24 protein-coding genes are annotated in these 15,202 nt (G+C 55.9%); 12 read left to right on the top strand and 12 right to left on the bottom strand.

The window, feature by feature from the left end; translation table 11 throughout:
- Nucleotides 1–282: 282 nt before the first annotated feature.
- From FZZ92_RS00965 to pdeM, 5 genes are all read right to left on the bottom strand, one after another.
- Nucleotides 283–525, bottom strand: coding sequence for a hypothetical protein (locus tag FZZ92_RS00965; protein ID WP_226422355.1), 243 nt, complete (start codon nucleotides 523–525; stop codon nucleotides 283–285).
- Between the two features lie 59 nt (nucleotides 526–584).
- A complete protein-coding gene (locus FZZ92_RS00960) occupies nucleotides 585–818 on the bottom strand; it encodes a hypothetical protein (protein ID WP_226422354.1) in 234 nt (77 codons plus the stop codon).
- On the bottom strand, nucleotides 811–1,380 hold the full coding sequence (locus tag FZZ92_RS00955; RefSeq protein ID WP_226422353.1) for a 4'-phosphopantetheinyl transferase superfamily protein: 570 nt from the start codon (nucleotides 1,378–1,380) through the stop codon (nucleotides 811–813). The genes FZZ92_RS00960 and FZZ92_RS00955 overlap by 8 nt, the downstream gene beginning before the upstream one ends.
- Before the next feature lie 3 nt (nucleotides 1,381–1,383).
- On the bottom strand, nucleotides 1,384–2,757 hold the full coding sequence (locus FZZ92_RS00950) for a hypothetical protein (protein WP_226422666.1): 1,374 nt from the start codon (nucleotides 2,755–2,757) through the stop codon (nucleotides 1,384–1,386).
- Nucleotides 2,758–2,828: 71 nt separating this feature from the next.
- Nucleotides 2,829–3,503, bottom strand: a complete 675-nt coding sequence (pdeM, locus tag FZZ92_RS00945) for a ligase-associated DNA damage response endonuclease PdeM (RefSeq protein WP_226422352.1) — start codon at nucleotides 3,501–3,503, stop codon at nucleotides 2,829–2,831.
- A gap of 356 nt (nucleotides 3,504–3,859) precedes the next feature.
- Between pdeM and FZZ92_RS00940 the strand changes: the two genes are divergently transcribed.
- The gene (locus tag FZZ92_RS00940) at nucleotides 3,860–4,933 is read left to right on the top strand and encodes a transporter substrate-binding domain-containing protein (protein ID WP_226422351.1); all 1,074 of its coding nucleotides are present in this window, start codon (nucleotides 3,860–3,862) and stop codon (nucleotides 4,931–4,933) included.
- Between the two features lie 8 nt (nucleotides 4,934–4,941).
- Here the strand turns inward: FZZ92_RS00940 and FZZ92_RS00935 are convergent, their stop codons facing one another.
- Nucleotides 4,942–5,178, bottom strand: coding sequence for a CopG family transcriptional regulator (locus tag FZZ92_RS00935; protein ID WP_115025268.1), 237 nt, complete (start codon nucleotides 5,176–5,178; stop codon nucleotides 4,942–4,944).
- An 84-nt stretch (nucleotides 5,179–5,262) separates the two neighbouring features.
- Here FZZ92_RS00935 and FZZ92_RS00930 point away from each other — a divergent pair, with 84 nt between their 5' ends.
- Nucleotides 5,263–5,865 (top strand): PCC domain-containing protein, encoded by a 603-nt coding sequence (locus FZZ92_RS00930; RefSeq protein ID WP_226406274.1) that lies wholly within the window; start codon nucleotides 5,263–5,265, stop codon nucleotides 5,863–5,865.
- The gene (locus FZZ92_RS00925; RefSeq protein WP_226422350.1) at nucleotides 5,843–6,097 is read left to right on the top strand and encodes a DUF6737 family protein; all 255 of its coding nucleotides are present in this window, start codon (nucleotides 5,843–5,845) and stop codon (nucleotides 6,095–6,097) included. Before FZZ92_RS00930 ends, FZZ92_RS00925 begins: the two co-directional genes overlap by 23 nt.
- 133 nt (nucleotides 6,098–6,230) lie before the next feature.
- Here the strand turns inward: FZZ92_RS00925 and FZZ92_RS00920 are convergent, their stop codons facing one another.
- Nucleotides 6,231–6,431 carry a hypothetical protein gene (locus tag FZZ92_RS00920; RefSeq protein WP_115025271.1) on the bottom strand — a complete coding sequence of 67 codons (201 nt, stop codon included), beginning with the start codon at nucleotides 6,429–6,431 and terminating at the stop codon, nucleotides 6,231–6,233.
- Nucleotides 6,432–6,474: 43 nt separating this feature from the next.
- Nucleotides 6,475–8,010 carry an NAD(P)/FAD-dependent oxidoreductase gene (locus FZZ92_RS00915; RefSeq protein ID WP_226422349.1) on the bottom strand — a complete coding sequence of 512 codons (1,536 nt, stop codon included), beginning with the start codon at nucleotides 8,008–8,010 and terminating at the stop codon, nucleotides 6,475–6,477.
- A gap of 44 nt (nucleotides 8,011–8,054) precedes the next feature.
- Between FZZ92_RS00915 and FZZ92_RS00910 the strand changes: the two genes are divergently transcribed.
- Nucleotides 8,055–8,594: a rhomboid family intramembrane serine protease gene (locus tag FZZ92_RS00910; RefSeq protein WP_226422348.1), complete on the top strand. Its 540-nt coding sequence runs from the start codon at nucleotides 8,055–8,057 to the stop codon at nucleotides 8,592–8,594.
- Nucleotides 8,595–8,596: 2 nt separating this feature from the next.
- Here the strand turns inward: FZZ92_RS00910 and FZZ92_RS00905 are convergent, their stop codons facing one another.
- Together FZZ92_RS00905 and FZZ92_RS00900 are read right to left on the bottom strand one after the other, a co-directional pair.
- Nucleotides 8,597–9,328 carry an AhpC/TSA family protein gene (locus FZZ92_RS00905; RefSeq protein ID WP_226422347.1) on the bottom strand — a complete coding sequence of 244 codons (732 nt, stop codon included), beginning with the start codon at nucleotides 9,326–9,328 and terminating at the stop codon, nucleotides 8,597–8,599.
- On the bottom strand, nucleotides 9,303–9,563 hold the full coding sequence (locus tag FZZ92_RS00900) for a hypothetical protein (protein ID WP_226422346.1): 261 nt from the start codon (nucleotides 9,561–9,563) through the stop codon (nucleotides 9,303–9,305). Before FZZ92_RS00900 ends, FZZ92_RS00905 begins: the two co-directional genes overlap by 26 nt.
- A 299-nt stretch (nucleotides 9,564–9,862) precedes the next feature.
- Here FZZ92_RS00900 and FZZ92_RS00895 point away from each other — a divergent pair, with 299 nt between their 5' ends.
- The 5 genes from FZZ92_RS00895 to FZZ92_RS00875 all read left to right on the top strand — a co-directional run bounded on the left by FZZ92_RS00895 (nucleotide 9,863) and on the right by FZZ92_RS00875 (nucleotide 11,642).
- Entirely contained in the window at nucleotides 9,863–10,306 is a 444-nt protein-coding gene (locus FZZ92_RS00895) for a cupin domain-containing protein (RefSeq protein WP_226422345.1), read from the top strand.
- The gene (locus FZZ92_RS13185) at nucleotides 10,263–10,442 is read left to right on the top strand and encodes a DUF1651 domain-containing protein (protein ID WP_226422344.1); all 180 of its coding nucleotides are present in this window, start codon (nucleotides 10,263–10,265) and stop codon (nucleotides 10,440–10,442) included. The genes FZZ92_RS00895 and FZZ92_RS13185 overlap by 44 nt, the downstream gene beginning before the upstream one ends.
- A gap of 6 nt (nucleotides 10,443–10,448) precedes the next feature.
- Nucleotides 10,449–10,910: an FUSC family protein gene (locus FZZ92_RS00885; RefSeq protein ID WP_226422343.1), complete on the top strand. Its 462-nt coding sequence runs from the start codon at nucleotides 10,449–10,451 to the stop codon at nucleotides 10,908–10,910.
- Between the two features lie 100 nt (nucleotides 10,911–11,010).
- Complete coding sequence (locus FZZ92_RS00880) at nucleotides 11,011–11,232, top strand: hypothetical protein (protein WP_226422342.1); 222 nt, start codon at nucleotides 11,011–11,013, stop codon at nucleotides 11,230–11,232.
- 146 nt (nucleotides 11,233–11,378) lie between these two features.
- Nucleotides 11,379–11,642 carry a hypothetical protein gene (locus tag FZZ92_RS00875; RefSeq protein ID WP_226422341.1) on the top strand — a complete coding sequence of 88 codons (264 nt, stop codon included), beginning with the start codon at nucleotides 11,379–11,381 and terminating at the stop codon, nucleotides 11,640–11,642.
- Nucleotides 11,643–11,875: 233 nt separating this feature from the next.
- On the opposite strand, the gene FZZ92_RS00870 is transcribed toward FZZ92_RS00875, so the two are convergent.
- Complete coding sequence (locus FZZ92_RS00870) at nucleotides 11,876–12,244, bottom strand: hypothetical protein (RefSeq protein ID WP_226422340.1); 369 nt, start codon at nucleotides 12,242–12,244, stop codon at nucleotides 11,876–11,878.
- Nucleotides 12,245–12,607: 363 nt separating this feature from the next.
- On the bottom strand, nucleotides 12,608–12,904 hold the full coding sequence (locus FZZ92_RS00865) for a hypothetical protein (RefSeq protein WP_226422339.1): 297 nt from the start codon (nucleotides 12,902–12,904) through the stop codon (nucleotides 12,608–12,610).
- A 204-nt stretch (nucleotides 12,905–13,108) separates the two neighbouring features.
- Here FZZ92_RS00865 and FZZ92_RS00860 point away from each other — a divergent pair, with 204 nt between their 5' ends.
- The 3 genes from FZZ92_RS00860 to FZZ92_RS00850 all read left to right on the top strand — a co-directional run bounded on the left by FZZ92_RS00860 (nucleotide 13,109) and on the right by FZZ92_RS00850 (nucleotide 15,036).
- Complete coding sequence (locus tag FZZ92_RS00860) at nucleotides 13,109–13,861, top strand: phycobilisome rod-core linker polypeptide (RefSeq protein WP_226422338.1); 753 nt, start codon at nucleotides 13,109–13,111, stop codon at nucleotides 13,859–13,861.
- A gap of 24 nt (nucleotides 13,862–13,885) precedes the next feature.
- On the top strand, nucleotides 13,886–14,188 hold the full coding sequence (locus tag FZZ92_RS00855; RefSeq protein ID WP_115025276.1) for a ferredoxin: 303 nt from the start codon (nucleotides 13,886–13,888) through the stop codon (nucleotides 14,186–14,188).
- Between the two features lie 476 nt (nucleotides 14,189–14,664).
- A complete protein-coding gene (locus FZZ92_RS00850) occupies nucleotides 14,665–15,036 on the top strand; it encodes a hypothetical protein (RefSeq protein ID WP_115025277.1) in 372 nt (123 codons plus the stop codon).
- Nucleotides 15,037–15,202 lie beyond the last annotated feature (166 nt).

Raw genomic sequence — 15,202 nt, 5'->3', positions numbered from 1 at the left:
GGCGAAAAGCTTTCTCGAGGTCTGTCTTCGTGGCACCAAAGGGGTAGGTCATAAAAAAGAGGACCGCCCACGGCCCCCTAGGAACGACTAGATGACGCATCCCTGCGCCTCCGTTACATTAGTCAACATAGTTTTGTAACGAGAGCCATGGCTGTCAGCACCCAAGACCTGCTCGTCCTGTTCGGCAGCTTTGGACTGGCCCTCTTTGCCTTGAACATCTACAAGCTCACGAAGCCAGCCAACGGCTGATGAGCCGCAGGGGTTGCAACTCCAACAGAGACTTCACCTGCGCGGAAGGCTGACCTGATACATCGAATCCTCGGCAGGCTTCCATTGAACGAGATGGAGGCGATCAATTTGATTGCTCTCCAAACAATCCCAAATTGTGGCTCCAGAAAGTGTTGCCATCGACCAGAGATCTCCCTGACTTTTCATCTGCTTGCGATTGCGATCTTTCCACTCGGTCCAAATAATTTGTGGATATGAGCCGACCTGCTCACTCAGAATCACTACCGTGAATTCCACCGAACCCGAACCAAAAATCGTCCAGAATCATAAGTTGTTGAACCTCATTTCTTAAGTTCTCAGGAGGCTGGTTTGCGCCAGATCTGCCAGACGAGCCAGCCGGTCACCCCAAGCCAAAGAAATGCCACGGCCGACAGGATGGGGACGACGATGAGATAGCTCCAAACTCCCAGGGCCACCCAAGCGAGAAGGGACGTGATCAACGCTTTCTGAAAATTGTTGGCCTCGGCGAGACGTTGCTGAAGTCGAGTTACCACGCTGCTTTCCGATGCTCCATCACTTCCTCTAGCCACGGATGCACTCTGCGACAGCAACGCTGAAGCCCTCCTGCTTCAACAGGCTGAGCGAATAGCGCAAGCCATGGAGCCGTGCCGCGGCCCCGTCCGGCGCAATCCTCACGTTGGCGAGGCCTCCAGCGAGCCCCAGCCCCGCTGCCTTCAACACGGCTTCCTTCGCCGTCCAGGCCTGAATCAGCGTCCAATGCTCCAAACAGTCCGTTGCTTCAGCGGCAGAGGCAAACAGTCGTTGCGTCAAGAGATCGGGCGCCACGCGCAAAGGCCGGTCCAGCACTTCCACATCAACACCAATCGGACCGGGCCCCAACACCCCGATGGTGAGTGACCTGGTGTTGGAAATGCTGTGGTGCAAGGGGTGATCACGCACCTGGGGCTTTCCGTAGATCGTGCGGCCGATGTCATCCACAGCAACGACGTGTCCTGCATCGGCGAACAGCCGGCAGGTGAGTGTGTCACTCAACGCCCGCTGCACGGCTCGCGTCGAGGACTGGGGCAAACGCGCCACCAAGACCCGCCGTTGCGTGCCGGGGATGGGCCACCAGGACCACTCGGTTTCCAAAACTCAATCCTGCTCAACCGATAGGGGCACCGGCGGGAGGGGCGGTAGATCAGGTGGCGGCGGCGCCTCCTGAAGGAGATCAGAGGTCACTGCATCCACAGGCTCCGCCAGGAGAACCTCTGCGGGATTGGCCGTGGGCTCATCGAGGACGATCGGCGGCGGCAGATCGGGGGGTAACGGCGCGAAAGGCTGCGGCTCGATCCAACTGTCATCCGGATCGGGCTCGGCAGGTTCCAGCTCCCGAATCAAGGCAGGCTGCTCCCGCAAGACCAACGGATCCGCCGTGATGGGGGGTTCCCGCAAAGGAGCTCGATCCACATCAACCCCAGCGTCGCCGGCATCGGCAGGGGCCCCAGGCTTGATGGGGGTTGATGGTCCCCAAATCATCCTGGCCAAGGGTTCGACACCCTGTTCCATCACCCTGTTCAACCCCGCCAGGGCGCGATCAGCGAGATGGTTACCGAAGGACGACACACAGTCGGCAGGGCCATTGCAGGCCTCATCCATCACCAGTTTTGGCGTCAGACCAGCGATCAGGTTGCCCTGCAGAGGGATCTGGCGCGGGCTCAACCGCAGCATGTAGGGCACATGCACAAAGCTGGTCGCCCCACCACTGATCCAGTTCGCGTCCTCTTCGGTGAATCCTTTGACCCCAGGAATGATGAACCGACTCTTCGACGCATGATCCGGCATGTAAGCCGCGAGGTAGCCCCTGCGATGGGCCAGCTCCTTGCTCTGTTCGAGGGTCAGACCGTCACGGCTCATCAACACTTCCATGCGACCGTCCTGCCGCAGTCCCATCACCATGCGGATCCGCGGGAGGTAGTAACGGATTCGCTGGCCCATGCTGATGCTGTAAGCCCCCTTGTAGCTCTCGGGCGGCGCCTCGAGGTCGTTGTAGAGACTGTGGAGGCCACCGATGAAGGTGTCGTAGGTCTGGCTGCGGGTATCGGTCAGCTCCCCATAGCCGAAATCAATGCTGCCGTCATGGCGGATGCCGACATAGGCACGCTGCCGTGAGGCCGTGCGGTTCCGCCCACGCCAGACCTTGCTACCGAATTTGAGATCGCCTAGAGGCACAGTGATCTCACGGCCAGCATTGTCCACATGGCGCTCATACATGGGGCCTGAGACATAGGCCAGAGCAGCGCTGTCCTCGTAAGCGTCCTGTTCACGATCCCAGCCCTCCAGCAACCCGAACCGCACCCGTCTTGGATCGAGATCTAGGGCGTAGACCTCGTCGTCTGGGATGTAGCTGAAAGGCTCAGCATCCAGCCGTCTCTGTTGAGCAGGGCTGACATCCCGGGCACCGCGATCGGAGCGCTCGGGAGCGACAGGCGCCAGAGCGATCAAGCCGCCAAAAACCACGAACGGCATCGCCAGCAGCAGCCATCTCTTGCGGAGCTGCCTGCTCTGCTTGGGTCGGATCCGCAACTCAGCAGGCTGAGTCACGCGATCCTTCGCTCTCGGTGGTGGGGGAGTTGTTTGAACCAAGGAATGATGGAGCCGTCAGCAACCAGCCATTGCCGGTAACGGTCGCCGCAGTCATGGCCTCCCGTCAACTGTCCGAAAGCGGGAATTACAAGACGCGGACCATCCGGATCAAAGGCGAAGCAGGGCAAACGCAACTGATCAGAACGGCTGCGAAGCCGGGTCATGGGATGCAAATGGCCACACACATTCAACAAACCTGGCTCCGGAACCCGTTCAGGGGCATGACTTAACCAGAAATTGCCAAGCCGCTGTGATGGCTGCTGGGGCATGCCTTCAATCCAGCTGCCGCAATCATGGTTCCCACCGATCAGCACAACCGGACAACCACAGAGATCAGGCAATGCCAACAACGTGTCCCGCAGCGGAGCTGTGATGCCAATCCGGGCGTGCACCAGATCACCCAGAACAAACAATCGCTCAGGCGCCCAGGCGTGACACAGGGCCAGCAGTGGATTCAGGGTTCCTTGATCACCGTCACTGGGCATGGGAACGCCATGGGCCTGGAACACCTCGGCTTTGCCGAGATGCAGATCGGCCACGAACAGCTCACGACCCTCAGCCCGCCATAACGCCCGCTGGGGCAAAAACGTCAGGGAGCTCTTGCCCCAGGCCCACTCCAATGGGGTCATGAATGGTTCAGATGTCGGATCTGTAGCGCTGGCTGCATCTGATTCCCGACGTCGTGCCTCAAGCTTTGGAGACCTCCAGGAGACTCATTGTGGCGCGAAGCGAGGGTCCACACCAGCTCGCGATTTCAACTCTTCGAACACTCGAACAACGGTTAAGGGTTCTGGAGGAGGCGGGCCGTTACGAATGTGCTTATGCCCTGAGGATGGAAGTTGCCGACTGGTTACTCGGAGCCAGAGATGCCAATCTGACTGCACCACTCCATCCCTAAGCCTTCGATGACCATTGCCCTGCTGATCGCGCTAGCGGGTTCCCTGGCTGCAATGGCCGTGATCGTGCGTCGATTGGAACAGCGCTGATGCCAACCCTTCGACGCTGGTCCTTCGTACTAGCGCTCGCCTGCATCAGCAGCGCAGTTCCAGCGCAGGCCGAGCAGCTGAAGGTTGGGATCAGTGGCTCACCTCCTTTCGTGATCAAGGACGGAAGTCACTTCAGCGGCATCAGCCTCGAAATCTGGAGGCGCGTCGCCGAAGACAACAACATCAGCTACAAGCTGATTCAGCAACCGACGCCCAAAGACGGTATTGAAGCGGTGGACGACGGAAGCATCGACGTGCTCGTCGGCCCGATCAGCATCACCTCCCGCCGACTTGCCATCCCGGGGATTGACTTCACCCAGCCCTACTTCCTGAGCAAGGAGGGCATCCTTCTTCCCCTCAAAACACCCTCCATTTTCAGTCGCGTTCAGGTGTTCTTCGGCTGGGCCGTGATCTCCTCGGTTTTGGTGCTGATCAGCGTGCTGTTGGTGGTTGGCAGCCTGATCTGGATGGCCGAGCGGCAGAAGAACAGTGAACAGTTTCCCCGCGACTGGCTTCCCGGCATCAGCAGCGGCATGTGGTTTGCCCTGGTGACCTTGACGACGGTGGGCTATGGCGACAAAGCGCCCGTAACGCGCACCGGCCGTGGCATCACGGGAGCCTGGATGGTGATCTCGCTGATTGCGGTGTCCTCCCTGACCGCCAGCCTCGCGTCGGCGTTCACGTTGTTTCTCTCAGGCGCCACAGAAACAGCGATCGACAGTCCTCAACAGCTCAGCAACCGACGGGTCGCCGTCGTTGAAGGCACCGATGGAATGGAGTTAGCGGAAAACCGGGAGATGCGCGTTGTCCCAGCTCCCAACCTCGCCAGCGCCGTTCAGTTGGTGATGTCACGCAAGGCCGATGCCTTGATCTTCGATCGACACTCGATCCGCTATCACCTCAAAAACAACCCGGATCTTGCGGTGCGTTTGGCACCATTCAACGTGTCGGACGAAACCTACGGATTCGTGCTCAAGCCAACGAGCCCGCTGCGGACGCCCATGGGTGTGTCGATTTTGAAGCTTCAACAAAGTGGAGAGGCAGAGAACATCGCCAACAAGTTTCTGGATTGATCCTTTGCTTAGCCCAGCGGACGATGACGACGCAGGGCCTCTTCCAGCAGATAAGCGGCCAAATTTCCACAACTGCGCCCCTCGGCGAGAGCATGCCGCTTGAGGTCATCCATCACCCCCCGAGGCAGGGTGACATTGATGCGCTCCGAACCAGCCGCATCCGCCACCGCAGCCGTGCTTGGGGCCATGGCCTGACCCTCGATCCGCTGCTGCAACTCCTGAACCAGGTCTTGAAGGAGTGACACGATAACGTGAACATATTCACTCAATAAAAGCACAATATCGTGCGAAACAGGATTGCGTAATCTTGAGCACCCTTTTGAGGCGCCATGCGTTCCCTGCCGCTGAAGCTTGCTCCCGGCAGTGATCTGCGCCTCAGCCTTGAAGAGCTGGCCCAGCGGGACGGCATCAGCGGCTTTGTTCTCGGCGTGGTCGGCAACCTCACCAAGGCGTCGTTTCAATGCCCCGGCCAAGCCGACCCCACCGTGCTGGAGGGCGACCTCGAAGTCATCACCCTCAATGGGACCTTCTCCCCTGAGGGCGTTCATCTGCACCTGAGCCTGTCGGATGGGGCCTGCCAGGTCTGGGGAGGCCACCTGGAGCCAGGGACCATCGTGCAGAAAGGCGTCGACCTGCTCATTGGTGTGCTTGAGCAACGCGAAGGCAGCCCTGCGCCGCAATCCTCGACACCACGGCTAGAGATCGCCGTTCTTCCCGGATGCCCCTGGTGCAGCCGTGCCCTACGCATCCTGAGAACCCTGGACCTGCCGCACACCGTCACCACCGTCAACGACGACGCAGCCTTCCAGGCCGTGCAACAACGCAGTGGAATGACCACCTTCCCCCAGGTGTTCATCGACGGATCCGTGATTGGTGGCTACGACAACCTCGCCGCCATGCAAGCCGCCGGTGAACTCGACGCCCTCCGCTGAACCGCCAGAACAGCCACCCCGGGAGCAGCCGCCGTTCTGGTCTCTGAAACCCTGGTGGTGCCAGCCTTGGTCCATCGTCTCCACAGGGGTGCTCGTGGTTGGCGGGTCCTGGGGACTCCTGCATCGCCTGTGGATCAGCCTTCCCCTGGCCCTGGGCGTGTTGGCCTGGTGGCTGCTGTTTCTGGTGCTCGTCCCCGCCGCCTACCGATCCGCTGCGGAACCGCACGGATGACGTCTTCAGCCTTTCGCTGCATCGACGAGCAGCTGTTCGCACGGGTTGCCGCAGAGGCCCATCAGCATCCCCCTAAGAGGGCACACCGGAGACCGACGTGCAGGAGGCGCAGTGGCGCGACCTGCTCTCAGAATCACGCCTGGCGTGACGCTGCGCGGGAACGCTGCTTCTCCTCGAGCAGTTCTCCCTCCAGCTGTTCAATTAAACGGCTGACCAACGCCTGGAATTCCGGTTGGCAGCCACGAAACGCCGCCTTGTGACGGATCGGCTCGTTGCGCATGCGCAGATCGGTCAGCATCAGCTGAAGCGAATCAATCCGAGCGTTGGAATTCATGGACTGAGAGGACGTTCCGAAGGGAGGTTATGACGCAGCTGTTTCAAAGCTCCAGCTCTCGCAGCAGACGGTTCTGCGTCTCCCGACCGAGAACGGCATGGGCCGCCATGGCACCACTCGCCGCGACGGGAGGGATTCCTATGCCGGGGAAGGTGCTGGCCCCACAAAGCCAGAAATTGGCAAGGGGCGTCGACACCCCAGGGAACAACCCTGCAGCGGCTGACAGCGCAGGGCCATAACTGCCTTGATGCACATTGAGGAAATGGCTGTGGGTCAGCGGCGTTCCCTCCATGATCAACTCGCAGCGGTCGCGAATGTCGGGGATACGTCGTTCCAGCACGCGCCAGAACACAGCGCATCGCTCCTGTTTCATCCGCTGATACGCCTCACTGTCGCGCTCCAGATCAGCCCAGAGCTCCCACGGCTCGCTGGCCGGGGTGTAGGCATGCAGCACATGGCGACCCGGCGGAGCCATGGAAGGATCCAACACCGACGGGATGGACAACACCACGGCATTGCGTTCGGCGTCGATCCCACGCTCCCAGTCATCAACCCAGACGGTGTGGATCGGCAGATCCTCCAGCCCCGTGGCATCAAAGCCCAAATGCAGATGTAGAAAGCCATTGCAGGCCGGCGTCGCCTGGCGTTGACGCTGCCACTTCGGCGCGACGGAGTCCGGCAGCAGCGCAAGGGTGGACCAGATATCGGCATTGCAGATCACCTGCCGCGCCGCGATCGACGTTCCATCCGCCAGCGTCGCACCCACGACGCGATCCCCCTCCACCTGCAGCTGTTGCACAGCCACACCCGTGTGCAAGTTGCCCCCATGGGCCTTCAATCCACCCACCAAGGCCTCAACCACCGCAGCACTTCCACCAACGGGGTAGTCGAGATGGGCCTCCGGTTCGAACCACTCGCCGAACAGCGTGGCCATGGCAGCCGCATTGGTGTCTCCCATCGGCATGCCACTGATCAGGAAGGAGAGGAGATCCACCCAATGGCGCAGGAAGGGATCGGTGAGGTGACGATCGACCAGGGGGCCGAAGGAACCGGAGAGATGACGCATCGCCGTGAGGTGCGGCAACAAGCGCCCGCCGCGCTTCAACAATTGCGCCATGCCATCCACCCCAGGTCGCAGAGCAAGCAGGGGCAGGGCATCTGCGGCGGCAGCAATCGGCCGAAGGGCTTCGACAAAACGCCGCCATTCCGCGGCCACCTCGGGACCGCGCAGGCCGCGAACCACAGCCTCAAAATCGTCATGCCCCACGGCGATGCGCAGATCACCTTCCGGCAACAGCACATCCCAGGTTCGATAAGGGATCACCTCCAAGGTCTGGCCTAAAGCGCGCAGCACCTGAGCCAATGGATTACTGCTGGGCCAGCGACCCAGACCACTCCAGAGGGATGGACCGGATTCAAAGTGATAACCCTGGCGTTGAAACCCATGGGCGGCCCCACCCGGTTGGTGATGGGACTCAAGCACCAGCACGTCGCGACCAGCGCGGGCACAGAGGCCAGCGGCACATAATCCGCCGATGCCGCTACCGATCACAAGGATGTCGACGTCTCTTTTGAGCATCCATGAAGCACGCGCGTCATCATTGTGGTCATTGGCGCAAGACGATGCGCAATCGACTACTGCTTCCCGTGCTGATCCTGACGGTGGCCTGGGGTCAGGAGCTGATCGACCAGCTGATCTTTGCGGGGCAGTGGAATCTGCCAATGGGACCGGATCAACCCTGGTGGGGGGTCCTGACCTCCCCCATCAGTCACGCTGGTTTTGGACATCTCATCTCCAACAGCCTGGCCTTTCTGCCCCTGAGCTGGCTGGTCCTCAGCAGGGGAATACGCGATTACCTGAGCGTCTGGCTTTCCGTGCTGGTGATCAACATTCCGGTCGCCCTGTTCTGGCCCACACGGAGTCATGGTCTCTCCGGGGTGGTCTATGGGCTCCTGGGCTACCTGCTGCTGATCGGCTGGCTTGAACGTCGCATCCTGTCCATCGTCCTGGGGCTTGTGGCGTTTTGGCTCTACGGCTCAGCCCTGATCGCCTTGATCCCAGGCGTTTCAGCCGCCGGCGTGAGCTGGATCGGCCACAGTGCAGGCTTCATCAGCGGATTGGTGGCCGCTCTAGCGGTGTATCGCGAGCCCTCTGCCGATTGAGGTCAGGGGTGAGACAAGACAGCATCGAGAAACGCCAGGGGGCGATGCATGGTGGCGGAATAACCCAGCAGACTTTGATCGCGATGGCTGTAAATCACGCTGTCGTCAGCATCAAGCAGCACCGTGGCACCGCGCTGGGTGATGTAGTCATCGCAAGGCACATAGGTACGCCAGTGCCGGAGCACTTCGTTCATGTTGCGCAGACGCTTGGTCGCAAGCTCAAAAGGTCGCTGAAAGCCATCACCACCGGCCCGGCGGAACAGACCTCCACGAAAGCGGGGCAGAGGAAACGCCTCGATCCACTCCTCGTCATCGAAGATCTGGGCAGCTGAGCGATCACCGGTGTAACCACGCAGCACCTCACGCAGGGTGCCTGGAGATCCCACACCGGCACACATCAGCAGAAAACCAGGCCATGGCCCGCCAGGCAGATGCAGCCCGGACTCCAAGCCAAGGGAGTGATGCAACACCGGTGAAGAATCCACGATCAGCTGCGGCAGGGGAAACGCCGTGAAGGCAGCGAAGCGCTCAGCGCCAGCAGCGTTGCCAATGCCGAACAACTGAACCTTGACCCCGGCCGCCGCCAACTGGGGAAGCCTCGGCACCAACGCCTGGGCATATTCGATCGAGTCGAAGTCACCCAGCTGGCCGAGCACAACAACAAGACGCTTGCTGACGCCTTCCATGCCTGGGATTTCAGCGAGACGATCAAGCAGTGGCTGAACTGGAATCATTGCCAAGTTGACAACCCGGTTGACAAAAAGGGCTGTTATCAACGGCAGCGTGGCAAACATCGGCATCCAGCCGGGTGGTGGCCAACTCCACGTCCAGGCGGTCCAGCACCATTGCCCCCAGCAGTCGCTTGCTGTTCCAGGCCAGGTGGGCCAGCAGCAGGCGCACCGTGGTGGCCGCCACTTCGGGATCACCGGTGGCCAGGCCATCAAGCCATGGACGCACCAGCCCTTCCAAATCCGCCAGACATTAAAGGCACATCATCTTGACGATGGTCATGGCGGTTGCAGGCATGGGGATGTGATGGCAACGCTTCAGTTTGGCGACGGTGCTGAGCAGACTCAATCAATGCCGAATAAGGAGCGCGCAATCAATACCCCGCCGGAGACCCGGGCGGTGAGGGTTGGCGAGTGAGTCCTGAAAAGCAGCTGCTTTGTCAGTTCAAACCTGATTCTGGGGCGTAGCTTCAGGGATCATTGTTGACCATGAAACGCTTCTCCTTATTTTGAGAGTGTGAATCATCTTTCTGGAGCCCCATGAAGCAAGTCGCATTGACTTTTCTTGTGCTCTTGGCGTTGCCTTTAAGTCCGCTAGAAATCCGAGCTGATGACGGTCATGGGGCCGAGAAACTTGGAGTCACGATTAAAGAATTAGTGAATTCAACAAAAGAATGGGACGGACAATTTCTTCCTTCTTACCCAGCTGGCCCACCGGAAATCAAAGTATTGAGCATCAAGATCCCTGCAGGTGTGACACTGCCATGGCACTTTCACCCCGTGATCAATGCGGCAGTCATCCTCAAAGGCCGGTTAGAGCTTTATTCGAAGGATGGGATGACGAAGGCTTTTGGACCAGGTGAGGCTCTGATCGAAGTTGTCAATACCGTCCACGCAGGGAAGGCTGTGGGATCTGAAGATGTCGACCTAGTTGTGTTTTATGCAGGTAGCCAAGGGCAGCCGACAACCGTTTTGTCCAAATGACATTCATGCATTGAAGGCACCGACGCGCCCACCCATACCGCAAACCCGCAGGCGAATGTTTTGGCCTAACGCCATTGAGGCGTGGGAGAAGATGCTCAAAACAGGCTGGCGACGGTGCTCACCGTCAGCGAGGTAAGGACACATGTATTCCTTCATTAGCAGCCCACTTCAGACGGCGGTCGCTGCAGTTGTCTCGATGGGCTTAGCGCAAGCTCTTCATTTGCCAGACCCTTATTGGGCACCTATCTCCGCAATCGTCTGCTCTTTAGATGCTTTTGAAGGCGCCACAGCCACGGCGCGTCGTCGCCTTTTAGGGACTCTTCTTGGCGTTCTTCTGGCAGCACTTCAAATCAGTTTTACGGCATACAACCTCATCAATTACGGACTAGCTATCGCTTTGCTGGGGTTGCTATGTCGTGCTGCAAGGCTGCACCCAAGCGCACTACGATTTGGCGCCATCGCATTGACGGTGGTCGTGAGCGAACCAAACAAATCTGAGGTTTGGTTCACAGCTGGAGCAAGGTTTGTCGATGTTGCCCTTGGCATAGGGGTTGCTCTCTTGGTGGTTAAAGCCTGGCCCAAAGGCAGCAAACAAGATCAATGAACAAAAAGACGGGTCATCACAGCCATCATGCGCAGATGATCAAGTAACCACTAAGAACAGCAATTGGAACAGTTATGGCCATGGTATTAGCCCAGACCTATTGCTCGTTCAAGTCACCCGTATTGCTCTATTCCTACTGGGGGAACTGGTGGCAGCACTACGCTCCAATTCCCCTGATGCCTTCAAGTGTTGGCTGTCTGGTGGGGTGCAAGAACGAGGGGAGCCATTAGTTGAGGAGTTGCTGCTGGACTGGCTTGACCCATTCCTGACGGTGGAAGAGCAGGACAGGCTGTTGGATTGGCACGTGGGGGTGAACCTCTAAACCTTGCTATTGCAATGGCTCTAGCGCTGTGTGAGCAAGATCACAGCAGCCATTGAGGCAGGTCAATGAAGCGGAAGGCGATCACGGCAATGGTGTGTGTGTCGGAGGGAAGACCTCCGCATCTAACTCACACAAAACACAAAACCATGGCTCAATCAATTGCACTCATCAACGAGATCACAGATCAGGAACTAGACCTCATCACACTTACCACGATCAGCGGTGGCGGAAAAGAAGCCAAGACAAAAATTGGCAAGTGGGTCGAAAAAACCTTTGGAAATGGCGACGGAGAGCATGAGTTGAGCGACTATGCCGATGAAGGCGTCAAACTCCTCAAGTTCTTAGCGGGGAGTGCTGGCGTTCACCAAGAACCTGGAACTGAAGACCCTGGCCCAGGCGTTTTGCACTAAAGCAACCGTGCCAAGCAAAGCCCCGCCGCGAGCGGGGTTTTTTATTGCCTACCCAGATTGGGGATAAAGCCCAATGAATAAATCACTCGAAGGCATTGACCAAATGAGATACAGCAATGTCGCTGCACTTATCACTATCAGTGCAGCCATCAAAAGGAAGGACGTCTGATTTTGCTATGCATACAAAAGAAAACTGATAACAAGCAAAAACTAACATCAAAGACAAAACTCCATCAAATAAGTCCAATGCTAGCGAATAGACCTTTGCTCAGAATCATTAACAGGCAAATTGAGGTTCCAGCCACCAAACTAAAATTAACCAATTGGAAAATTGCCGGGCTTTGCAGCGATTCCAACTGTGCCGTCGGCTTTTGATCTTGACGAGATCCCTCCCAATAGGCGAAGACCAAACCCTTCTTGGCCACAAGCTTGTCACGAGTATTTAGCGAGCCGTAGCCAAACTCACTAATCATTTGCGATTGCTGCTTGATTTTTTTACTCTCGGCCATAAAAACAGACTGTATCCAATTACTATGCGCGCGAATACCAATCGCAATCCAAAAGATTGCCGGAATGCATACAAGGAGGTTCAGATAGTCCATTGGAGTAAAAGCATATTCTGCCCATTGCTTTCTTGAGCGGCTATTACTTTGATCGCAGTCACGCTGATATATCTTCCATTCCTGTGATGATTTTTAGCGAAGACGGCCAAAAATGGATGCAATATGCACATAAATTTGCTACGCAGAAAGGGCGCCTTGGCTAACCTTATGCGAAACATCCAGAAAAATGCCTCGAAAAGAACCACATAAAAACTAAACTCAACCAACCTTTATTGATTATTACTTACTGCTTACTCATAGTCCATTGAACTACCCGGTAGTAATTTCATTGACAATCGCGGCTTTAGACTGGCATTGAATTTCCTATTGTGATTCCGGGCTTCTTTTAATTGGAGCAGAAGCCTATTTCTTCATTGCAGCTGACTGCTCGGCCGAAGCAGATTGTTCTTTCACACTTGCGGACGGCTTCTGTTGCCCCTCTGAAGTCTCGCTCTTTGTTGCAGATATTTTTTTATCAGATACAGATTTTTCTTGTTTGACTGCTTTTTCTTGTTTGGCTGCTGGCTTCTTTTTTGGTTTCAGCTTGCTTGCATCCAGAGCGCTTTCACCAAAAGATTTATAACCCAGCAAGACCAGTCCGCCGACAACAGGGATCGAAGCAATACCACCCATGGCAATTTCAAATCCACTTAGAGCCATCTTTCATTTAAGCAAATACAATTGCAATTCTGCACGATAAAAGCATTTCAGGATTTCAAAACGCACTATACACAAGTATCAAATGGTCAAAGTTTCGACTCTTTTTTACATGGCAAATGTTTTGAACCTTCATTTTACTGTCACTTATTGTCTTGCCTCTTATTCTTTAGATGTAATTCTTACATTAAAGAATTTCCAGGTTAATTGGCCTCCCTTTCTTCCAGGGCTCGTTTACGATTCAATTTATCAAGCCAGAACTCCCGAGTTGACGCTATATCAGGTCGCTTACCTGAGCGTCGATCAGATCTATCGGCAGAATTAGCATCTGAAATAATCGGGAAGTGCTACCGCCAGATTTTTTTTCATGCAATGTCTTTTGATCGCGATCCTTTTCTAGAATCTCAATTTAAGTCTGGCAGCATCACAGTAAGGGATTTCGTAAGGGGCTTGCTCCTCTCAGAGCGTTTTTACAATGGATATGTTGCATGCAACAATAACGAGAGAATTGTCGAGCAGGTTGTAGGGCGGGTTTTGGGCCGTCCTGTTTATGGCTCAGACGAAAAGAGGTCTTGGTCTATTGTTATTGCTGAGCAAGGATTTTCAGGATTTGTTGATGCTGTTCTTGCCTCTCCTGAGTATTTTGAGAGATTTGGAAATGATGAGATACCTGAACAAGTTAATCGAACCTTGCCAGGCCGTCCTCAGGGTGAGATGCCCATCTATCAGCGCCTGCCCCGCTATGGAGAGAGTTGGCGCGAGCGCTTGATTCGTGATGGGTTGATGTTGTCTATAGATGCTTTCAATAAAATTAGTCGTCCAATGACGGTATCCCGTCTGATTTACGAAAAGCCAAAGGGTCGTCTTCTCAAGCTTTGGCTTCTTTTCTTAATTGTTGGTGGCGCTGGAAGCCTTTACTTGGTGCTTTTAATCTTCAGCCAGATGTTTACGATTCGCTGAAATTTTCATGGAAGCTTGGTACAGATGTACATAGAAAGAAATCTGGTTGATGCAGCTTTTTCATCACATCCTGGGCAGCTTCGTACGGGATCCGAACCATCTTTAGGCGGAGGACTTCGCGACAAAGCAGTTTGGGTTGAGGAAGTTGACTGCATTGGCTGCCGTTATTGCGCACATGTAGCGTCCAATACTTTTGTGATGGTTCCAGAAACAGGTCGCTGTCGTGCGATTCGCCAAGACGGTGATTCAATTGATCGAATCCAGGAAGCGATTGACACCTGTCCTGTCGATTGCATTCATTGGGTCGATTTTGAAGACCTCAACTGAAGAGCTGATGTTTATTTCAACGCTCAATGCTTCCGGTTACGACTGCCGGTAGCTGGTCGGTAAAGGTTGGCTAGTAAACCCAAATACTTAAAACAGGCTGGCGGAGTTGCTCAGCACCAGTGAGAAACGCTGATCTGACTCCTCCCCTTCAAAAGAGGAGCCAGGCTGTGCATGCGGTGTCGGCGTGGGAAAGATCGCTGACACTCAGCGCCCAATGACCATGCAGGGGCCAATGGATGGAGGTGTGGACCCTCCAACAACACCATCACCCGGCTATCGGTTCAATGCTGTTCCGATGAGGCGAAAGCAGCGACCATATGAGCCGCAGCCATGTTGTGGCTTAACTCGCCTTCAGTGAATCATGCTGGTCGGACCCCCAGACCTCTCATTGGCAAGGCGTCAGATTGGGCGGAAGGGTTCCATAAGACCTTGCCTTGCACACGCCCTGAGAGAATCAAAATAAAGGGAGAAAGCAGGTGGGCAAAAAGTCTGGCTTCACCAGTGCAGAGATCGAGGAGATCAAGCGTCTGTATCTGAAGGAAGGTCGATCGATTCTCCAGATCCCCAAGATCCTTGGCAAAGGCAGCGAAAACTCAGTGCGCAACGCACTGCATAAGGCACGAATCAAAAATGCACCCGAAGAACGTATCAAGCTTGATCGGTTCAAGCCAGAGCAAATCTATGGAGAGATCACCCTCTTAAAACGACTCACAAAATCAAAAAAGCTGAGATTTCACGCAAGATGCACATGTGGTTATGAATTTGATGTTGACCCTTTTCGGCTAACATTGCCAGAGCATCACAAAGACAGAATTTCTGCATGCCAACGGTGCAGCAAAGAGAAATAATCTCCAATACCTCGCGCTTTTCACGACAACTGAGACGACAGTCGATAACAAGCAATAAACCCTTTTCCCTGTCAGGCCAAGGCCAGACGACGGCGCCTGTATCAAGCCGAAACCATTTTAACAATGGCTAAAGAACGAGGTATCCTGTGGAACCTTGCGGGCCTTC

Source organism: Synechococcus sp. MU1611, from assembly GCF_020514255.1.
Lineage (GTDB): Bacteria > Cyanobacteriota > Cyanobacteriia > PCC-6307 > Cyanobiaceae > Parasynechococcus.
Note: the sequence above shows the minus strand (reverse complement) of the source record. Positions and strands in the feature narration are given on the sequence as shown.

Excerpts from the sequence above, each read along its gene's own strand:
- FZZ92_RS00950 (WP_226422666.1), bottom strand. The coding sequence starts at position 2,757 with ATGCCGTTCGTGGTTTTTGGCGGCTTGATCGCTCTGGCGCCTGTCGCT.
- pdeM (WP_226422352.1), bottom strand. The coding sequence starts at position 3,503 with ATGACCCCATTGGAGTGGGCCTGGGGCAAGAGCTCCCTGACGTTTTTG.
- FZZ92_RS00940 (WP_226422351.1), top strand. The coding sequence starts at position 3,860 with ATGCCAACCCTTCGACGCTGGTCCTTCGTACTAGCGCTCGCCTGCATC.
- FZZ92_RS00930 (WP_226406274.1), top strand. The coding sequence starts at position 5,263 with ATGCGTTCCCTGCCGCTGAAGCTTGCTCCCGGCAGTGATCTGCGCCTC.
- FZZ92_RS00920 (WP_115025271.1), bottom strand. The coding sequence starts at position 6,431 with ATGAATTCCAACGCTCGGATTGATTCGCTTCAGCTGATGCTGACCGAT.
- FZZ92_RS00915 (WP_226422349.1), bottom strand. The coding sequence starts at position 8,010 with ATGCTCAAAAGAGACGTCGACATCCTTGTGATCGGTAGCGGCATCGGC.
- FZZ92_RS00910 (WP_226422348.1), top strand. The coding sequence starts at position 8,055 with ATGCGCAATCGACTACTGCTTCCCGTGCTGATCCTGACGGTGGCCTGG.
- FZZ92_RS00905 (WP_226422347.1), bottom strand. The coding sequence starts at position 9,328 with ATGATTCCAGTTCAGCCACTGCTTGATCGTCTCGCTGAAATCCCAGGC.
- FZZ92_RS00895 (WP_226422345.1), top strand. The coding sequence starts at position 9,863 with ATGAAGCAAGTCGCATTGACTTTTCTTGTGCTCTTGGCGTTGCCTTTA.
- FZZ92_RS13185 (WP_226422344.1), top strand. The coding sequence starts at position 10,263 with ATGCAGGTAGCCAAGGGCAGCCGACAACCGTTTTGTCCAAATGACATT.
- FZZ92_RS00885 (WP_226422343.1), top strand. The coding sequence starts at position 10,449 with ATGTATTCCTTCATTAGCAGCCCACTTCAGACGGCGGTCGCTGCAGTT.
- FZZ92_RS00875 (WP_226422341.1), top strand. The coding sequence starts at position 11,379 with ATGGCTCAATCAATTGCACTCATCAACGAGATCACAGATCAGGAACTA.
- FZZ92_RS00870 (WP_226422340.1), bottom strand. The coding sequence starts at position 12,244 with ATGGACTATCTGAACCTCCTTGTATGCATTCCGGCAATCTTTTGGATT.
- FZZ92_RS00865 (WP_226422339.1), bottom strand. The coding sequence starts at position 12,904 with ATGGCTCTAAGTGGATTTGAAATTGCCATGGGTGGTATTGCTTCGATC.
- FZZ92_RS00855 (WP_115025276.1), top strand. The coding sequence starts at position 13,886 with ATGTACATAGAAAGAAATCTGGTTGATGCAGCTTTTTCATCACATCCT.